The organism is Sphingobium sp. CECT 9361, from assembly GCF_918741285.1.
Lineage (GTDB): Bacteria > Pseudomonadota > Alphaproteobacteria > Sphingomonadales > Sphingomonadaceae > Sphingobium.
Genome location: NZ_CAKKNC010000011.1, coordinates 87,445 through 106,760 on the forward strand (window position 1 = coordinate 87,445; position 19,316 = coordinate 106,760).

At 59.6% G+C, this 19,316-nt stretch carries 15 protein-coding genes; 5 read left to right on the forward strand and 10 right to left on the reverse strand.

Going from position 1 to position 19,316, the window contains the following annotated elements; translation table 11 throughout:
• Positions 1-93 precede the first annotated feature (93 nt).
• The 3 genes from LQ220_RS15720 to LQ220_RS15730 are packed head-to-tail and all read right to left on the reverse strand — an operon-like array spanning position 94 to position 3,935.
• Positions 94-2,460 (reverse strand): TonB-dependent receptor, encoded by a 2,367-nt coding sequence (locus LQ220_RS15720; RefSeq protein WP_230189121.1) that lies wholly within the window; start codon positions 2,458-2,460, stop codon positions 94-96.
• Positions 2,457-3,386 carry a FecR domain-containing protein gene (locus LQ220_RS15725; protein WP_230189122.1) on the reverse strand — a complete coding sequence of 310 codons (930 nt, stop codon included), beginning with the start codon at positions 3,384-3,386 and terminating at the stop codon, positions 2,457-2,459. The genes LQ220_RS15720 and LQ220_RS15725 overlap by 4 nt, the downstream gene beginning before the upstream one ends.
• A gap of 36 nt (positions 3,387-3,422) precedes the next feature.
• Positions 3,423-3,935 carry an RNA polymerase sigma factor gene (locus LQ220_RS15730; protein ID WP_230189123.1) on the reverse strand — a complete coding sequence of 171 codons (513 nt, stop codon included), beginning with the start codon at positions 3,933-3,935 and terminating at the stop codon, positions 3,423-3,425.
• A 217-nt stretch (positions 3,936-4,152) separates the two neighbouring features.
• Here LQ220_RS15730 and LQ220_RS15735 point away from each other — a divergent pair, with 217 nt between their 5' ends.
• The 4 genes from LQ220_RS15735 to LQ220_RS15750 are packed head-to-tail and all read left to right on the forward strand — an operon-like array spanning position 4,153 to position 8,503.
• Entirely contained in the window at positions 4,153-6,321 is a 2,169-nt protein-coding gene (locus LQ220_RS15735; protein ID WP_230189124.1) for a TonB-dependent siderophore receptor, read from the forward strand.
• A gap of 14 nt (positions 6,322-6,335) precedes the next feature.
• The gene (locus LQ220_RS15740) at positions 6,336-6,641 is read left to right on the forward strand and encodes a hypothetical protein (RefSeq protein WP_230189125.1); all 306 of its coding nucleotides are present in this window, start codon (positions 6,336-6,338) and stop codon (positions 6,639-6,641) included.
• Complete coding sequence (locus tag LQ220_RS15745) at positions 6,638-8,215, forward strand: PepSY-associated TM helix domain-containing protein (RefSeq protein ID WP_230189126.1); 1,578 nt, start codon at positions 6,638-6,640, stop codon at positions 8,213-8,215. The genes LQ220_RS15740 and LQ220_RS15745 overlap by 4 nt, the downstream gene beginning before the upstream one ends.
• Positions 8,216-8,503: a hypothetical protein gene (locus tag LQ220_RS15750; protein WP_230189127.1), complete on the forward strand. Its 288-nt coding sequence runs from the start codon at positions 8,216-8,218 to the stop codon at positions 8,501-8,503. It abuts the gene before it with no gap.
• A 65-nt stretch (positions 8,504-8,568) separates the two neighbouring features.
• Here the strand turns inward: LQ220_RS15750 and LQ220_RS15755 are convergent, their stop codons facing one another.
• The 3 genes from LQ220_RS15755 to LQ220_RS15765 are packed head-to-tail and all read right to left on the reverse strand — an operon-like array spanning position 8,569 to position 14,451.
• On the reverse strand, positions 8,569-12,147 hold the full coding sequence (locus LQ220_RS15755; protein ID WP_230189128.1) for an error-prone DNA polymerase: 3,579 nt from the start codon (positions 12,145-12,147) through the stop codon (positions 8,569-8,571).
• Positions 12,144-13,652 (reverse strand): DNA polymerase Y family protein, encoded by a 1,509-nt coding sequence (locus tag LQ220_RS15760; RefSeq protein WP_230189163.1) that lies wholly within the window; start codon positions 13,650-13,652, stop codon positions 12,144-12,146. Before LQ220_RS15760 ends, LQ220_RS15755 begins: the two co-directional genes overlap by 4 nt.
• Positions 13,633-14,451, reverse strand: coding sequence for a hypothetical protein (locus LQ220_RS15765; protein WP_230189129.1), 819 nt, complete (start codon positions 14,449-14,451; stop codon positions 13,633-13,635). Before LQ220_RS15765 ends, LQ220_RS15760 begins: the two co-directional genes overlap by 20 nt.
• 249 nt (positions 14,452-14,700) lie before the next feature.
• Between LQ220_RS15765 and LQ220_RS15770 the strand changes: the two genes are divergently transcribed.
• Positions 14,701-15,159, forward strand: coding sequence for a nuclear transport factor 2 family protein (locus LQ220_RS15770; protein ID WP_230189130.1), 459 nt, complete (start codon positions 14,701-14,703; stop codon positions 15,157-15,159).
• 67 nt (positions 15,160-15,226) lie between these two features.
• Here LQ220_RS15770 and LQ220_RS15775 read toward each other — a convergent pair whose 3' ends face one another.
• From LQ220_RS15775 to LQ220_RS15790, 4 genes are read right to left on the reverse strand one after another with little or no spacing between them, the layout of a single operon-like run.
• Positions 15,227-15,964 (reverse strand): protein phosphatase 2C domain-containing protein, encoded by a 738-nt coding sequence (locus LQ220_RS15775; RefSeq protein WP_230189131.1) that lies wholly within the window; start codon positions 15,962-15,964, stop codon positions 15,227-15,229.
• A gap of 2 nt (positions 15,965-15,966) precedes the next feature.
• The gene (locus LQ220_RS15780; RefSeq protein WP_230189132.1) at positions 15,967-16,980 is read right to left on the reverse strand and encodes a type VI secretion system-associated FHA domain protein; all 1,014 of its coding nucleotides are present in this window, start codon (positions 16,978-16,980) and stop codon (positions 15,967-15,969) included.
• A 9-nt stretch (positions 16,981-16,989) separates the two neighbouring features.
• Complete coding sequence (locus tag LQ220_RS15785; RefSeq protein ID WP_230189133.1) at positions 16,990-18,669, reverse strand: protein kinase; 1,680 nt, start codon at positions 18,667-18,669, stop codon at positions 16,990-16,992.
• Positions 18,666-19,262 carry a LysM domain-containing protein gene (locus tag LQ220_RS15790; RefSeq protein ID WP_230189134.1) on the reverse strand — a complete coding sequence of 199 codons (597 nt, stop codon included), beginning with the start codon at positions 19,260-19,262 and terminating at the stop codon, positions 18,666-18,668. The genes LQ220_RS15785 and LQ220_RS15790 overlap by 4 nt, the downstream gene beginning before the upstream one ends.
• Positions 19,263-19,316 lie beyond the last annotated feature (54 nt).

Consider the following 19,316-nt stretch of genomic DNA (forward strand, 5'->3'; position numbering starts at 1 on the left):
CCGCATTGCGCAACGCATGCCCCGCCCTTTCCCATCAGGACGAGGCCGGAGGCGTCCAGCCTTGAAGGAATGTCAAAAAAAATCCGTGCGGGTTCAGAATGTCGCGTCGAGGCCCAGGCGGATCGTGCGGGGGCGCATCGGCGTGATGTAATTCCCCTGTCCGGCGGCAAAAGGCGTCCCCAGCGCAAAACGGTTGCCAATGCTGTCGGCCAGATTTGTGATACCGATCGTCACGCCAATGGTGGGTCGACCGATCCTGACGTTTGCCGCGGTATCGAGATAATCGCCCTGCACTTCCCCAAGCACCGGGCCGATGCCAACCCGCGACTTACCGACATAGCGCGCCCAGGCATTGACGCGCAGATCGAGGTCGTCGCCGACCTTCGCCTGATAATCGACACCCGCGCGCGCGGTCATACGCGCCACATTGGGAATGCGCTCCACCCGATCGATCGCGCTCGTATAGGCCGCCGCCGCACGAACCAGCGCCGCGGACGGATCGACGATCCTGCCGTCGTTAAAAGCGAAGGACATGTCGAGCGTCAGGCCAGGCTTGGGGCGCCATTCCATTGCCCCGCTGGCCGACCAGATACGGCCGTCACCAATATTCTCGGTGCTTGGCAGCCCTGCATCATCGATGAAATCCGCCTGGATGTTGGTCCACCGGCTATGGGCTATGCTCGCCGTCAGGCTGATGCCGGTTGGACCCGAAGGCGTGTGGCGCAGGCCGGTTTCCAGCGTCGATACCCTGTCGTTTCGGAAACGCCGGACAAATGGCCCTTCGATCGCGAGGCCACCGGGCCGAAACCCCTGCTGGTATCGGACGAACAGCATCGTGCGCGGCAGGACCATCGCACTAAAAGAGGCAGACGGGAGAAATTCGCGTTCTTTGCGTTCCGCCGTGATCCCCCTATTTGCCGCTGCCAGTGCAAGCGGCACATCTTCCCCCTCGCCCGAAAGGGTCGCATGGGAGTAGCGTGCGCCTGCCGTGATTGTCAGCCCATCGAGCGGCGAGAAACTGGCCTCGCCGTAAAGCGTCGCTTCGCGAACCCGGTTGGTCACACCGGTCAATGGAACCAGCATGTCCGGCGCACCCAGCGACCGGCTCAGCATCGTGCGGTTGCGAACATAGCTTCCGCCCGCAACCCAGCCAAAGCCGTTACGTGTCGGTTGTGCGACCCGAACTTCGCCGACGAACAGGCCAGTATCATTCTCCTGACGGAACAGGCGCTCTGTCCCTTCTGCGGGACTGGCGTCATAGCGTTCCTCAATCTGCTGGCGAACGACCGCTGCCGACGCCTGAAAATGCAGATCGTTGCCCAGTTTCTGGACGGTCAGGCTGCCCTGTCGATAGTCCGCGTCGAAACCGCCGTCGGCGCGGCTGGCGCGGGTGAGCGGCGGTAATGTCCGGTCGGCATATTGATTGTCGCGCCCGTCATTGTTCTGCGCAACGCCGCCAATGTCGACGTTCCAGTCATCGCCCAGATCGACACGCAGCGTGGCGCGACCACCCACGATGCGATTGCGGTTTATATCGCGCCGATTGCGCAGGATGTCGTCGATATAGCCGCCTTCGCTGATACCATAACCGACGACGCGAATCGCCATTCGCCCATCAACCAGCGGCATGTTGACCATGGCGCCCATGTCCCCGCCGGGATCGCCATGTGCCGTGGCCGATACACCACCAGCCATGGCGCCCTTCAGCCTGTCGAGATCGGGGACATTGGGCATGATCCGCACGATGCCACCCAGCGAGCCTGCCCCATAGAGCGTCCCTTGGGGCCCTTCCAGAACCTCGACCGAAGCAATATCATAGAGCCGCAGATCGGGATCGGGCGCATTGTAGGTAAGGCGTAAATCGTCCAGATACTGCCCGACTGTGGCCTGGGTCGGGCCGGTAAAGCTGGAATCGGCGATGCCCCGGATGAACAGCTTGTTACGGCCCGATCCAAGATGGGTGGACGACAGGGTTGCAAGACGCGCGAGCAAGGCGTCCATGCCCTGCAAGCCTCCGAATGCCATGTCCGGGCCGCCGATGATCGTCGCGATGCCACCATAATTGGCAAGAGGGGTATCGCGCTTGCTCGCCGTTACGATGATCGGGGCAGTAGCACTCTTGGGCAAGGATGGCGCATCGGCCAAGTTTGAGCGTTGTTTAGCCGGAGTCGCCAGCGCGATCCGCCAGCTTCGGGCGTCAACCTGCGTTGCTGCTGCGCCGGTTCCGCGGATCAACCTTGCGAGCGCGCGATCGATAGCCATCCTACCACGTAAAGCGTGCACCCGACGGTTCCAGAGCGGCGCATGGGCTACGGCGATGCTGACATTGGCCTGCCGCGCGAGCGTGGCCACGGACTGGGCCATAGTGCCGGCCGGCACATCGATCGCCACGATTTCGCGCGCCTGTACTGCCTGCGCCGACGCCAGTGCGGTTGCTACCAGTACCCAGCGCGCGTTCATCGTTTGGGCAGCATCATCCAGCCGCTCGATTGCCTCTCGGCGCGCACATCGAGCAAGCGCGCGATCGCCTCGATATCGACATGCTTGGGCAGCACTATCACGCCGTGAAACGGGCGGTTGGCGATGGCGGGTGCCACCGAAACCGGCTGTCCATAATAGCGGGCAAGGTCCGCCACAACGGCGCTCAAGGGCTGTCCCCCATAAATCAGTCGGCCCGATTGCCAGCTTGCCACCGTTTCCGGTGCTACCGCCCCGGTTTCGACCTGCATTGCCCCGTCGACCGCGCGCAGTCGACGCCCTGCGTCGAGCCGGATCGCTTCCGTCTGCGGATTGTAGACCACCGCGCCTTCGCTTACCGCAACCTGAGTCACGCCCGCTTCGCGGACGACGGCAAAGGCGGTGCCAACATCGATGAGTTTCGCGTCACCGACATGCACGGCAAAAGGATGCTCTGTGTCATGGCGCACCACGAACATAGCTTCGCCCCGGTCAAGCATTGCGAAACGGCTGTCCTTGCGATCCAGCGTCAACCGTGTGCCGCCGTTCATCACGATGGCGCTCCCATCGGCCAGCGTGATCGTCCGCCGAACGCCGGGTTGCGTCTCAACACTATACGGCGCCGGGCGGTTGGCCACAAAGCCTATGCCCAGTACCGCTACCAGAGATGCTGCAACTGCGCCGCCAAGCCAATACCGTCGAGCACGACGCGCAGTGGCAGGTGCGGGCGATGCCAAGGGCGCGGGGGCGCTGGCCAGCAGCGCCGCGACATCCGCCTCTGCTGTGGCCATGGCATGATATGTTCCGGCATGAAGGGGGCTTGCCGACAGCCACGCCTCGAAACCGTCCCAATCGTCAAAGTCGGGATCCTGCAGGCGCACGATCCAGCCCAATGCTGCCTCTTCGATCATTGCGTCATCCTGCTGCATGTACGCCTCCCCGATCCTTTGACGGAGCCGTCGCGGTCAAACCTCATCGAAACGTCTCCGCAAGTCTATCATCGCGCGATAGGCCAGCCGAAGGTCGCTTTCCACGGTACTCAAGCTAATCCCCATTTCTTGGGCGATATCGCGTTGGGCAACACCGTCGATCCGGTAGCGTCGGAATACCCTCGCCGCTCTTGGGCCCAGCCCGTCGAGCGCCTTCAGTGCCTGCGCGAGCTGCTCGCGCGCGATCAGCACGCGCTCACCCGACGGAGCATCAGATTCGCCGGGGAGGGTCGTTATGGTTTCCGTCCATGCCGTATCGCGTTTCGCCGCTTGCTGTCGCGACCTATGGCGATCAAGCATCAAATTATTGGCTGCGCGATACAGATAGGACAAAGGCTGGCCGATCGGTCCATCCGGTGCGGCTTCGATCTTGAGCCACAGTTCCTGCAGAAGATCCTCCGCAGCATCGCCAGCGCCATGTGCGGTCAGAAACCGCAGCAACTGCGCCCGATGGGCCAGGAAGATAGCTTTCAATCCGGATTCTGTCATGACGCTTGGTGATCTGCCGAAAGCAGCGAATCTGGTTGCCCCTCTAAAGGGTTCTATCGGACAGCGCTATGGTGCGACCTGCGATAAAAATCCTGTATGACGTCGCAGGGCGCCCCCAAACCCGGAGCGAACGCATAGATCATGCCTGCTAATGATAATGACTTGCATTCTTTGGCCAGATTATTATGGGCTTTTGAAACGTCAGGGAACTTTTCATATGCCTGCCTTGCTTTCGCTTCTTGCCGCCGCCGCTGTATCCACCCAGCCTGCTGCCGCGCCAATCGCAGAGACTGCTGAAGACCAGATCATCGTGACCGGGCAACGCACCGAGGGACAGGATGACTATGCTGTCAAGAAGCAGACCACCACGATGCGCTTTCCTCTGTCGCAACGGGAAACGCCGCAATCGGTCAGCGTGGTTACGCGCGCTCAGATCGAAGATTTCAAACTCAACGACATTAACGACCTGCTGAAAACAGTGCCCGGCGTGCAGGTTCAGGCGCAGGAGACCGATCGCATATATTATTCGGCGCGCGGCTTCGACATCCAGACGTTTCAGGTGGACGGGATAGGCCTGCCCTTTGCCTTCGAGGTACAGACAGGATCGATCGACACCGCCATTTACGACCATATCGACGTTGTGCGTGGCGCACCGGGATTATTGTCCTCAACCGGCAACCCCTCTGCAGTCGTCAATTTCATCCGCAAGCGGCCCACCAAAACAATGCAGGCGAGCGGCAGTGTCCAATATGGGTCGTTCGATCATCTTCGGCTGGACGGCGACGTCAGCGTACCGCTAACCAGCGACGGCAGCATCCGCGCCCGCGCAGTAGGCGCCTATCTCGATGAGGACAGCTATCTCGACCGCTATACGCTGCGTCGGTGGACGGGCTATGGCATTGTCGAGGCCGACCTGGGTCCACAGACCACCTTGACGGTTGGCTACGGTCATCAGGATCACCGGAGCCGGGGTGCCATGTGGGGCGCACTGCCGATCTATTACACGGATGGCACGCGCATCGATCTGCCTCGCTCCGCCAATACCGGTCCTGACTGGGCGGGTTGGCACGTAACGGACAGGCAGATCTTCGGAGACATCGTCCACCATTTCAACGACGACTGGCATGCCAAACTGACCGTGATCCGACGGGCCATCAGCGAAGACGACAAGCTGTTCTACGTTTACAACAATCCAAGTGCAGCCTTCCCGGACGGTATCGACCCAGCTCTCAACGATCCTACAATCGGCGGGAACGTGCGCAGCTATCCGGGCGCATTCCGAGCACAGACACGCAACCTTGCGATCGATGCGTATGTTGCGGGCAAAGTCTCGGCGTTCGGCCGCGAGCATGACGTGATGTTCGGCGTCAACCGCAGTGCGCAGCGCTATGTCCAGACATCCAGTTACGACTTCAGCACAGTCGGTGTCGTCCTACCCCTTAAAGACATCTTCAATGGCAGCTTCCCCGAACCCAATTTTCCTACGACCTACAATACCAATTTCGCCCTCAGCGGTGACCGCACGACCAAGCGCGAAACGGCCTATGGCCTGGTCCGTTTCAACCTGACCGAGCCGTTGAAGGTCATGGTCGGCGGCAACGTGACCCATGCGACAAGCGATGGCTTCTCTTACGGCACGAACCTGCGATATGATCTGACGCGCTTCCTGCCGTTCGTCGGTGCGACGCTGGATCTGAACGATAACATTAGCGCCTATGCAAGCTTCGCAACGATCTTTAACCCGCAGACGCAAACCACCGTTACACGAAAGTTGATCGACCCGATCAAGGGCGACAATATCGAAGGCGGCTTCAAGGCCGAATGGCTCGGCGGTCGCCTCAACGCAAGCCTGGCGATCTTCCAGGCACGTCAGAAGAATACGGCGGAATCGGCCGGGTTTGACGCGACCATCGGTCAGACGGTCTATCGCGGAGTGGATGCCACATCGCAGGGGATCGAGTTCGAATTTGCAGGACAAGTCCTGCCGGGGTTGCAAGCAACCGGCGGCTACACGCTGATGCGCGTGCGGGGCGAAAATGACGAACCCGTTCGTACTTTCGTTCCCCGCAATCTGGGCCGCCTGAACGTCACTTACTCGCCGCCCGCCCTTTCTGCGCTGAAGGTCGGCGCGTCACTACAATATCAGAGCAAGATCTATCTGGAGCCAGGCACCGTATCGGTGACGACAGGCGCCCCGATCAGGATCACCCAGCCCAAATATGCGCTGCTGGATCTGCTCGCCAGCTATCGCATCACCGATAATCTGTCGATCAGCGCAAATCTGAAAAATGTGACCAACACCAAGTATCTCACTGCGCTCAATTTCGATCAGGGCTATTATGGTGCGCCACGTACGGTGCTCGGCACCATCAGCCTGAAATACTAAGGGGGAAGGAGAGGATGTCGCCACGGTCGCGTCGATGGATCCGTATAGCGCTGGCCGGACCGGGCGCAGTCCTCGTTGCGCTCGTCGTGATGGCTGGCATGGCGCTGTGGTTGCCGGGCGGCGCTGCTGGCATCGATAACATCGTACTGCCGCTGATCCTTGTTCCGTTGATATGGACGGCGCTTTTCTTCCACGCATGCCTTGATAGACGGCTGGGGCGCGTTGCACTCATTTCCCTTGGCCTGTTTCTTGTCCATGCCGGATTGATCGCGCATAAATTCTTCGACACACAGCTACCGTCTGCGGAGGTCCATTCATGATCCGTCTGCCCAAGGATGAAACCAAGACGATGGTCGCCGTGCATGGCTGGTCGGGTATCCTGCTGGGCCTGCTCCTCTATGCGGTCGTCCTGACCGGCACGGCGGCGGTCTTTGCCGATGAAATCGGTATCTGGTCCGCGGGCCATGTGTCGACCCAATCCTCTTTCGAACGCCCGCTGGGCGATACCTTGCGAAAACTGGGTGCCGAAACTCCCGCAAAATATCATGAAGGCGTCGACCTTTATGAAATCGGCGATCATGATCTGGGCATTTTCTTCCATCGGCATGAGATGGATAAGGGCGAAATTATAGCCCGGGGTATATATTATACGCTGGGCAAGGATGGCCGCGTGACGGATCGCCGTCCTGCAACCGATGAGGAAGTCTATGGCACGCGCAACGACAATGCGCTTAGTGCGTTCCTTGTCGAGACGCATGTCCGCTTGCACCTTCCCAATCCCTGGGGGCTGCTGTTGACGGGCATTGTCGGCCTGTCGATGCTGATCGCGGCAGTCTCCGGCCTTCTCATCCATCGCCATTTGTTCAAGGATATTTTCACGCTTCGGCGCAATGCCAATCCGGTGCTCGTCAATCGCGACAAGCACAGCGTGGCCGGTACATGGAGCTTGCCCTTCGCGTTCATCCTCGCCTTTACGGGCAGCTTCTTCTCCTTCTTTGGAACGGTCGGTGTTCCCATCGTCGCCATGGCTGCGTTTGGAGGCAACCAGCAAGTGCTTCAGGAAACCGTATTCGGCAACCCTGGAAAGCCAGACCCCCGCCCTACTGGGATCGGCAATTTCGATCGCATCAGCAGCGATGCCATCGCACGCGCAGGGACGGTCCCGACCTTCGTCGCGATCGAGAATTTCGGCCGAGCGGACTCGAAGGTGACGACGTACCATTCACCCAAGAGCGGCGCCATTGCGCCGATGACGTTGCTCTACAACGGCGCCACCGCTCGCTTTGAGCAAGTGAAGCCCCTGATCGGCCCCAAGCCATCCACTGGCGGTACGCTGGCCGCAATCATGTACCCTCTGCATTTCGGTAATTTTGCGGGCATGGTGTCGAAGGCGATCTGGTTCGGGCTGGGTTTTGCGATGTGCTACGTCACCTATACCGGCCTGTGCCTATGGCTGTCTCGACGGGAAAGTGCTTCGCGTTCGCTTGCATGGCTGGAGCGGACGAATATGATCGTCGGACTGGGCCTTCCTTTTGCGCTTGCCTCGTCCGCTGCCGCCTTCCTTGTCGCCATGCCTTTGGGAACTGCGATCTGGTGGACGCCGGCAGGATTTCTGATCGGGACGGCCACGACCATCCTTGCAGGATGCCTGGCTCCCAATACAGCATGGCTCAGCCGCGCGTTGCGGATCGGCACGGGTGTTATGATGCTCCTTCTCCCGCTGCTCAGGCTGCTAAGCGGCGGTCCCGGCTGGTCCACCGCCATTGCCGCGCATCAGCCTATTATCGTTACCCTCGACATCGCCTTTATCGTGGCAGGCGCATGGACATTGGCGGAACTGTGGAAACCGCGCCCTGTGGTTCACCGCCCCATGACGTTGCAGGCGGCCGAATAAATGAGCACGCTCGCCGTCATAGCATTGGCGCTTTCTGCTGCGTTCATTCTGGCCATCGCGCTGGGCGACCCCAAAAGGCGTCGGGCTGCGCACCAGTCCGGTGAGGGGCATAGCCCCGCCCAGCGCCGCCTGCTGACCTTTTGCGTACTATTGCCAGGGTTCATCTGCATCGTGCGCGGCGACCCTTCTGCCTTTCTGATCTGGCTGGGCGGCTGCGCAGTGATGGGCTGGATTACCGCAGTCGCTTTCTCGCGCCCGGTTGCCGCTGACCGTGGCAGGAAGGGATAAGGGAGGCTTCCGCCCCCGGTTCAACCGTCGAAGAGGTACATTGCGTACGCATGACGAGACTTACGCTAGTGAAAGTCCCGCGATTTTGGCAGTATCCGCACATCCCGCGGATGCTTTTGAGGATTAAAGCCAGCGCCTGGGGAAGGAAGAGATTCGTCCGATGCGCCAATGTCGATGGGTGTCGGACCGGCATCTGACAAGCGGTCAAGCATCGCCGTCCGATCATGAATGCGTGTAGCCATCACATGCACCACGCCCTCCTTGCTGCGTTGAACCTCGCCCTCCACTATCATCAATCGGCTGGCCATCACCGGGCGGCGCTGCATTTCGAACAGGCGCGCCCATAGCAATATGTTGGTAACGCCAGTCTCGTCCTCCAGCGTAATGAAAATGGCGTTGCCCTTGCCAGGACGCTGGCGGACCAGCACGATCCCGGCGGCGCGAACGGACGTGCCGCTTTTGGCGGCGCTGATCTGCGCGCAACTCAAGACGCCTTCCGCTGCGAAATCGTTGCGGAGAAACTGCATCGGATGGCCTTTAAGGCTCAGCCGCGCTGTTTGATAGTCAATGGCGACTTGCTCACTTAGCGGCATCGCAGGCAGAAATGCGTCCGGCTCTTCCCCCAACTCTCGCGCGGACAGATCGCGAGTGCGGGCTGCCGCAAAAAGCGGAAGCTCATCGGACGGAGTGCGGCGCACTTCCCATAGCGCTTCGCGCCGGTCCTGCCCCAGCGAACGACATGCATCGCCATCGGCCAGCAGGCGCAATGCACGGTCCGGAAGATGCGCGCGGCGCGCCATGTCTTCGATGCTGGTGAAGGGATTTGTGCGGCGCGCTGCGACCAGTTGCTGCGCCCAATCCTTGCGGAAACTGTCGATCTGCCGAAAACCCAGCCGGAGAGCGTGGGTCAGTCTCTGTACCGTGCGCCAGTCCTGAGTGTCGCGCCGAGCGATAGGCGCGCGCTCAACGGCGTTGTCCCAGCAACTGAAATTTACGTCCACAGGATGCACCGGCACACCATGCTCATGCGCATCACGGACGATCTGCGCCGGAGCGTAAAAGCCCATCGGCTGCGAATTGAGCAATGCACAGGCGAAGATGGCCGGATGATGGCATTTTATCCAGGCGGAAACATACACAAGTCGGGCAAAGGAAAGTGCGTGGCTTTCCGGGAAACCATAGCTGCCGAACCCTTCGATCTGTTTGAAGCAGCGTTCGGCAAAATCCGCTTCATAGCCGCGCCCTACCATGCCTCCGACAAGCTTCTCCTTGAATTTATCCATGCCCCCGACATTCCGGAATGTCGCCATCGCACGGCGCAATTGATTGGCTTCGCCCGCTGTGAAGCCCCCTGCTGTGATGGCGAGTTTCATTGCCTGTTCCTGAAACAGCGGCACACCGAAAGTCTTGCCCAGCAAATGTACCAATTCATCCCTGGGATGCGGCGATGCCGGAGAGGGAAATGTTACTTTCTCCGCTCCTTCCCTGCGTCGCAGATAAGGATGCACCATGTCGCCTTCGATCGGCCCTGGCCGAACGATCGCCACCTGAACCGTCAGATCGTAGAGACATTTCGGCTTCAGGCGCGGCAGCATATTGATCTGCGCCCGGCTTTCGACCTGAAACACGCCGATGCTATCGCCTTCCTCCAGCATCGCATAAACATCTTTGTCTTCGGAGGCGAGATCGACCGTCAAGTGCATCCTGCCGAAGCCATTCTGTTCCATCAGGTCGAACGCCTTGCGGATGCAGGTAAGCATCCCCAGCGCCAACACATCGACTTTCATTAAGCCGAGGGCATCGATGTCGTCCTTGTCCCACTCGATGAAACTGCGGTTGGCCATTGCGCCGTTCAGGATCGGCACGGTCTCATCCAGCCGATCCTGCGTCAGCACAAAGCCCCCGACATGCTGAGACAGGTGACGCGGAAAAGGCGCTTCGATCAACTGATCGACCAACGCGCGCAAGCGCACGATCTGAGGATTGTCGAGCGCGAACCCAGCGTCCACTATGCGCGCGTCACCCATATCGCCAGACCAACTGCCCCAGATGGTGCTGGCGAGGCGCGCTGAAACATCTTCGCTGAGACCAAGCACCTTGGCCATCTCCCGCACGGCGCTGCGGGAGCGATAATGGATGACGGTGGACACAATGCCTGCCCGTTCGCGCCCGTAGCGTTCATAGACATATTGCATGACCTCTTCCCGACGCTCGTGCTCGAAGTCGACGTCGATGTCTGGCGGTTCATCGCGATCGTCGGATACGAAGCGCGAAAAGAGCAGATCGTGCTGCATGGGATCGACAGAGGTAATGCCCAGCAAGAAGCACACCATGCTGTTGGCAGCCGATCCCCGGCCCTGACATAATATCGGCGGTTCCTGACTGCGCGCAAACGCGACGATGTCGTATACGGTCAGGAAGTAATAGGCATATTGGCGGGAACGGATGAGATCGAATTCCTCCTTTAATAATGTCCTCAACTTGTACGGTAGCTTGTACCCGTAACGCGCATAGGCAGCGGTGAAGGTAATTTCCTCCAACCAATCGACCGGATCTCTTCCTTCCGGTACTGGCTCGCGTGGATATTGGTAGCGAAGGTGATCCAGTGTAAAATGGATGCGCGACAGAAATTCGATCGTTTGGGCAACCGCTTCCGGGCAGCGGCGGAACAGGCGTGCCATTTCGGTAGCGGGTTTCAGATGACGCTCTGCATTCGCTTCCAGCCTGCGTCCCGCGTCAGCCAGAGTCACGCCATGACGAATGCATGTCAGCGCGTCGTGCAGCGGTCGGTGGTCCGGTTCGGCATAGAGCGCATCATTGGTTGCCAGCAGAGGCACGCCCGTTGCCTTCGATACGGCTATAAGCTCGGCAAGTCTTCGTTCGTCCGACCCGTTTCGCAGCAATGTAGCGGCAAGCCATACGCGTTTTGGCGCGTGACGGGATAAGCGGCGCAGAGTGGCTTCAAGCCCGCTGGGTGGGAGCAGGCGGAGATGCGACACCGGCATGGGCTGCTGTGCAGGCTCGAAGGGCACTGGCTTTCTGTGCGCTTCCTGCACCTCGGCGGTATCGCCCGGCATCACGATCAGCAACAGGTCGCGCGCATAAAGGAGCAAGTCGTCGAAGGTCAGGATGCAGTCGCCTTTGACTGCCTTCATGTTGCCGACTGTCAGCAACTTGGTCAGATTACCCCAGCCATCGCGATTGACCGGATAGGCCACGATGTCCGGCGTACCGTCAACGAAAACCAACCGTGCGCCCGTTACCAGCCGCAGATCGCTTTCACATGCGGCACTTTCTTCTGGAGTGAGTTCTGGCTTCTCTCCGCGTTTCTTCTTTTCTTCGATCCACTCATTACGGGCTCTGTTCGGCGCATCCTTTAGTGCTTTCCACGCACGGACCACGCCTGCCACACTGTTGCGGTCGGCAATGCCGATGGCTTTCAGACCAAGCTCATTTGCCCGCCCCACCATGTCCGAGGGGTGGCTGGCGCCGCGCAGGAAGGAAAAGTTTGTGGCGGCGACAAGTTCAGCACAGTCAGGGCCTTCGGTCTGTTTCTGACGCAGATACAGACGGGTAGACTTACTTGCCTGCTGCCCCCGCGGGTCGGCGGCCTTTACATGCGCCGGATCGCGGCCGCGCTTCATGCGAATAGCCCATGCACGTACCATGCGGGATTGGACCGTTCAGTGCCGTACAGGCCGTGGCGAAATATCCATAAGCGCCGGCCCCGCGCATCCTCCACGCGATAATAGTCGCGGGTAAGAAAGCGGTCCTGTTCGGGCTTTTCAAGCTGACCGTCCGCAATCTTCCACCATTGCGGAGCGATCCGTTCCGGCCCTTCGAAGCGCGTGACCTCGTGAAGCGCGCGCCGCCAGCGGAAACGGTGCGGCGGGCCGTCCGGCACCTGCGCCATGACATCGATACGCTGGGGCGGATCGAACAGATGGATCGGACGGGTCGGCGGGGCGTGCGGATATTCGGAGGGGGGCGCTTGCCACTGGGCAGGGCCGCGGCTTTCGATTGCGGGAAGAGCAAGCTGCCCTTGCTCGGGAATGTGGGTATCGACAGGGGCAAGGCGCAAGACGCGATTGCGCCCGGCACGAGTGGCAAGAGCATCGAGCAGCGCGGCGACATCTGCACCTTCCTTCGCTGCGCCGCCTTCCAGCGCCAACTGACTGGCCGCAAGTGGCTCAGCCCGCGGCACTGCCAGACGCACCATATCGAAACCGAAACCAGGATCGAGCGGATCCGACACACTCTCCATCCGCTCGGCAAAGAGGCGCATTATTGCGGGCGGATCGCGCACTGGCAGGCTGGTTTCGACGCGTAGCGGAAAGGCCAGGCCGTCACTGCGAAAGAAGGTGGCGTGGAAACGACGCCCCCCTTGCGCCCGCTCGCCCAACTGCACGCAGGCCTGGGCCACCAACTGCTCCAGCGCAGCCACTGCATATTCGGTGCGCGCGACGGGTTCCGCAAAGGGATGATCGATCTGAATAGCGGGTGCTACGCGGCGCGGATTGAGAGGATGCGCGGCCTGACCTAGCAGCAGGTGTAGCGCATCGACCGCCTCAGCGCCAAAGCGTGCGGCAAGGGTAGAGAGAGGACGTGCGGCTACCTCGCCTACGGTTTTCAGGCCCGCACGCCGTAATGAAGCTTCGCTGTCAGGGGGAAGGCGAAGCGCCGCTACGGGCAAGCGGCGAATCGCAGCGTCTTCGTCAGGCGCGGGGCGCCCGGGGAAACGCGCGAGCGCATGGGCGGCCTCGGCCGTATTCCCCAGTGCAGCGCGGACGCGAATATCTCGGCGTAGCAACCGGGCAACAGCATCCTCCATCAGCGCGATTTCACCTCCGAAAAGATGCGCGCAACCGCTGATGTCGAGCATCAATCCATCCGGTGGGTCGACTGCCGCCATAGGTGTGTAGCGCGCGGCGCCATCGCACAGTCGTTCCAGCCAATCCTGATCGGCATGCGCATCGACATCGAATACTCGCAGTTCGGGGACTTGCGCGCGCGCATCGGCCAGCGCCATCCCGGGAGCAAGACCCAATGCCATCGCATCGCTATCCAGCGTGCATAGTCGCATGGCGCCACGTACCTTCTCGACAAAGGCAGTGGGGGGCACTTGCTGGTCAGGCAGCGGCCTCCACATATCCGGTCGCGCGATCCGTAGCCGGTCCAGCGACAGGAAGGGAAGCCAAAGCGCCAGAAAGCGCCGCCTGTCCGGGGTCTTCAAAACATCTTCGATCACGGTTCCACTCCAGCCGCCACCGCAATCCATCGGGACCAGCTCGGCGGCGCAGCAATTCAAGGTCGAAGGCGCTTGGTCCCATCAATCTTTCCCCTAAGGGATCGATCGAAGGCGCGGAGGCGATCCGCCAACGCGTTTCTGCAGCACTGGGGGCAGGTTGCGCATCCAGTCTCAGAAGCAGCGCAATGACTCCCGATCCTTCAGCCGCGAGGGCCAGTCGACGACTCGCAGTGAGATCGAGGACGGAGGGATTGCCCCAACATTCGATCACCACCGCAGCAAGCCCCGCACAGCGCAACGCATCCGACGCGGCACGCAAGAGCATTGTTTCATCCTGCATTACGCCCAGCAACAGCATTGCAGGATCAAAACCCAGCGCCGCCAAACCCGGACCATATAGATGCCCACCAATTTTCTCTGCCTTGTTCGTGCGTAGCCAGAGCATAGGCAGCCCCCCTTGTCCTGCCAGCAAACCGAGCAACAAAGCGAAACCTGCGGAGCTGCCTGAGTCTTCGACATTTGCGCCGAACAGTTCGTGCAGCCGACCTTTCAGAAGCCCTCCACCAAGCGCCGCATCCAGCGCGGCATGGCCACTGGCAAGCATAGCGGGCATGTCCGCCGTACGCCCTCGTTCCAACGTCGCAATGTGGCCACGCAGGAATGCAAGAGTTGAAGACGAATCGGCGGCAAGAATGTTCATGATTTGTTCTAGTGTGGTTTTATTGCTGAATTTGTCAAGGCGAGCCTGTGAGGACTGTATACTAAAGGGGTTGCTGCACCTCGGTGATGCCGGAGGCCAATGGGCTGCTACGGTGCCCCACTGGTCAACCTTTCATTCAAACGGCTTATTCAGGATTAAACACTTGCCGGAATGCCCACTGATATGACAATCTAGGACGTCTAGAGGCTTAGCAAGCGAAATAGCATCTTCACAAAGGAGCTCCAGTCGTTGAGCGCTTTCTCTGCAATCGATCTTCAAACCCGGCTTGAGGTGCAAGATCTGCTAAGCCGATTCTGCCACGCTCTCGACCATAATGCGGTGGACCGCTGGGCCAAGCTCTTCACCACGGACGGCTACATCGACGCACCCAGATTAGGATGCTTTAAGGGTCGCGAGGAAATTATCAAAATTCCCGAGATGGTCCACGAGTTGGGAGGGGGCGCATGGCGCCACTATCTAAACAACGTGTACATCGAGCGAGCGGAGGACAATCGCGATTTGAAGGTCGAAGCCTATTGCATGGTCAGCGACTGGCGGAAAGCCGGCCATGTGGTTCGTTGTTGGGATTTCAGTGCTGTCGTTGGGAAGCGCAACGGCCTTAAATTTGTCAGCCTCCTTCTGAAACCGGTGCTGGATTGCAACGAGGCCATAGCGATTAAAGAGCCGGAGCCGTCAATCGTCGGATAGTTTCACAATAGGCGAACCTTGATTATCATGTGCTGACCTGCGTTACTCGCCTGAATGGCGGCGGGTGTCACGTAACCTGCAGCAATATAAACGATATATTATCGTGCCCTCCTGCCTCAAGAGCGGCATTGAGCAATTGGTTGGCGCAATTATCTATACTGGTCGTAAGTAGACCCATCAACCATGCGTCATCGATCGCCCCTGACAGCCCATCGGAACATAATACAAATACATCGCCTGCCATTACGCTGCACACAGCATGTTCAAGATCGGAGCGATCTTCGATACCGATAGCCCGGGTGATCACATTGGACTGCGGATGCCTGCGACCCTGCGCTTCCGTTATTATACCCCTGTCCGCCATGTCCTGCACGACGCTATGATCGCGTGTCAGTCTTTCCAGCTTTCCACTACGAAGCCGATATATCCGGCTGTCCCCTGCCCAGAAGATGGTGCCTTCCCGTCCTTGAACATGAAGCGCAGCAACCGTGGATCCGCAAATATGACCAGCCGCTTTTGCCATTGCCAGAATGTCGGCATTGGCGCTTTCAAGCGCTTTTATGATTGATTGCGAACGTGTGACTTCAGGTGTTTCAGTAAGCTGTGCGAGCGCACGCACCACCATAGTAGCGGCTTTATCACCAAGATGATGGCCCCCCATGCCATCGGCAATCGCCCATAGCCTGTGATCCGAGCAATCGAGCAGTCGATCCTCGTTCACGCTACGCACTTTGCCGATGTGGCTACGCGCGACGGAGCGGATCGTAAGCGCCCCGGCTTGCGCCGTTTTGCGCAAAGCGAACATTTTCACTTCTCGTCCTCTTCAAGCGCGGATGCTGCGGCATCATAGGCTTGAACGAAAGCACGGTTCAGTCGGCCATCTTGGCCATCCGCAATTTGCGCCATCAATTCCGCCTGCCGTTCGCAAGCGATTTCCCAGCTTGCCGCCGCTTTGCCCTTCATCAGCGTCTGGCGCTGCGCTGCGGCTTCCTCGACATTGGCGGGTTCGAATGTTTCGACGGATAATCGCAAGGCAGCGCGCAACCCTTCGAAGGTGGCAATCAAATGCTTCTTGATATCGCGAAAAGAGGCTTTCAGCGCGGAAGGGCCGCTCAGGAAGCCTCGGTCTCCCATAAGCAGCAGATCGATGGCCAATCTTTGCGTAGGGGCCCATTTGAAGGGATTATTGTCCGCTCCGCCAATCGTCGTTCGAGCCAGTTGGTATCGCCCGCGCACACGCTCTCGCTCGGCCATCAGATCGCCAATGCCAAGCACCATCTGGCGATATACGGCACCCGCCCGCGCCATGATTTCTTCTGGATCTTCTCCTGAAAACGCGGAAGAGTGTATTCCTGCCCCTTCGCAAAACGCTTCGAGCAGAGACCCCTGACCGCCCGCATAATGCTCCCCCGCATCGTCTACCCAGTCGGTCGGTACGGCAATGGATGTCCCCAGCGGCGGCGACAGGATAAGCGTCTTGCCATCCTCGATAGTCGAACGCGCCTGAACGGCATAATCCGCCACCAACGTATAAGGACCAAATCCAATGGTTTTAGGCAGCGCCATCTTGATATCGCTATTGTCGGGCAAACGTTGATCGGACACTCCGTCAAAAACGCCATTCGCACCGAAACAGCGCAGAATGAGAGCATCTGCCTCCACCGAAAACGCGCAATGGGCGCGCGAAATCTCGCAGATCGGATCGTTCATGACCCAGTCTGCCTGAGGATCGCGACCGATCGTCATCGTTCCTTCCTGAAGGAAACGTGCATCGACCGGTTGATGCATCTGGTCCTTCTCGAACAGCTTGAAGATGTACATTGCGGTTTCCTACGCTGCCTTCTGGCCTGTCTTGTCGTTGTGTTGCGATCCACCCAGGCGGGTACGCAACATCGCCTGCGCATCGGCAACCGGATTACCTTCGGGCATATGATCGGCCAGCGTGCCGACAAGAATATTAAACGAATCAAATAGCTTGCCCACTTCATCGCTGCGGCGGTGAGACAAGCGGAAGGCAGTGTTCCCTGCGGCCGCGTCGTCCATCGCCTCACGCAATCGGCGCAGCGGTTTCGACAGATGGCGAGCACTGAAATAGCCAATCCCGCCAATCACCCCAACGACGAACAGCGACAACGCGACCAGCAAGAAACGCGCGCGCGCCATGGCAGCATCGAGCGCCGACCGGTCGATCAGCACATCGACCTTGCCGAAATCCACGCCTGCGTAACGGACGTTGCGGACAAAGCGAATGCCATCGCTGCCAACGGCCCCATCTGCAGACTGTCTGCTGAGCGATGCGCGATATCGGGTGCCCACCTGAGCCCGTTGCCCGGCTGCACGAACGATTCCCCGGTCGTCGACGACAATCATGTTCTTGACGTTACGATCCTTCACCGCACCCTCTACAAAGGTCTGAAGCGGTAGCCAGTCCTGCTCCGCTGGCGCCAAGCCGGCATTGTCTGCCATGCTGACCGCGACGTTGCGCACAACGAAATCGGTCATAGACGCACCGGAGGCCAGCACGACATCGGTCATCGTTTCTCTCTGACGGTCCAGCACAAGACTTACACTCAGCGCGAGAGCGATTGCCGAGGTGCAGGCCAGGATCAACGGCAGCTTGAAACGCAATGCCAAACCGCGTCGCGATACATCGGCCTCCTGAGCCATTGCAGCCTGCTCCCGTTCCAGCGCCTGACGCAGTATGGCAGCCGTAGCAAATCGGTCGGCAGGCTTTTTTGCCAGCAACTTACCGATGATATAGCGGAGCCCGCGCGGGCAATCCCGCACCAGCTTATCGATAGGCAAGGGATCCGACTGAGCGATCTGAATGGCCAGCGTAGCGAGGCCGGTGCCAGGAAAAGCCGGCTTCCCGACCACCATTTCATAAAGAAGCGCACCCAAGGAAAACAGATCGCTACGTGCATCGACAGGGATGCCCATCGCCTGTTCCGGACTCATATAGCGGGGAGTGCCCATCACCTGTCCGGCCATCGTACGCTGGGCGTCGCGGGTATTGCGCGCGTCATCCCGCGCATCGACCCGCGCTATGCCAAAATCGAGCAACTTGGCCGTCTGACCGTTATTACAGATCATGATATTCGACGGCTTTATGTCGCGATGCACGACCCCGCGACTATGCGCATAATCCAGCGCATCCGCTATCTGTATCGCAAGCCCCAGCGTCCGCTCGACACCGATCCGCCCCGCCTCCTCAATGATAACATCCAGAGGGCGACCGGAAAGATGCTCCATCGCGATATAGGGGACACCGCCCGCCTCGCCGACGTCGTAGATCGTGACAATATGGCTATGCGATAACATTCCGGCGGCGTTGGATTCCGCCAGAAAGCGATTCACGACTTCGGGGTCTTCGCGATACCCGGCTTTCAGAACCTTGATGGCGACGGGGCGGTCTATGCTTGGATCGTGCCCAAGATAGACATGCGCCATCGCGCCTTCGCCGATCGCTCCTTCAAGACGATACCGGCCGATCCAGTTTGGCTCGGTCATTTCTTGCCCTTGACCGTCTTGCGGATTCGTTGCGCACGGGCAAGATCGCGTTTGATTAGCATGTTCCCAGGATCGAGCACCGTGGCCTGATGGAGAATGACGACGGCGCGCGATACCTGCCCCTGATTGAGCAGCATCAACCCCTGCCCGCGAAGCTTGGCGGCACGCGCAGGATCGGCAACGGGTGCCTTTGGCGCAACTTTGGGCACAGCGCGCACCGGCGCAGGCTTGTTCATTACGGGAGGTACGGCTGCGGGACGCGGCGCTTCACCCGGAATCCGGATGGTCGTCCCGCTCTTGAGAGATGCCGGGACCGTGACGCCATTATAGCGGGCGAGCGTATAAAATTTGAGGCGATTGCCAAGGAAGCGCTTGGCGAGATCGAGGAACGTGTCGCCCGGCTGAACCCTATACTCAAAACTCCGCGTACCCAGTGCCTCAGCGGGATCGACCGCGATGCTTTCAAGCAGAACCGCTGCTTCTATGTCGCCGGGTTCGCGTTTGAGCATCGATTTCAGCGCCTTTTCCGCCGCTGTCCGATCACCGCTATCCAGTAGCGCAATGACATCGCCAATCTGTTGGGAATTGGACACGGGCTGGATCATGACCGGAGCCGATGACGTTTTACCCGGCTTTTGAGAACAGGC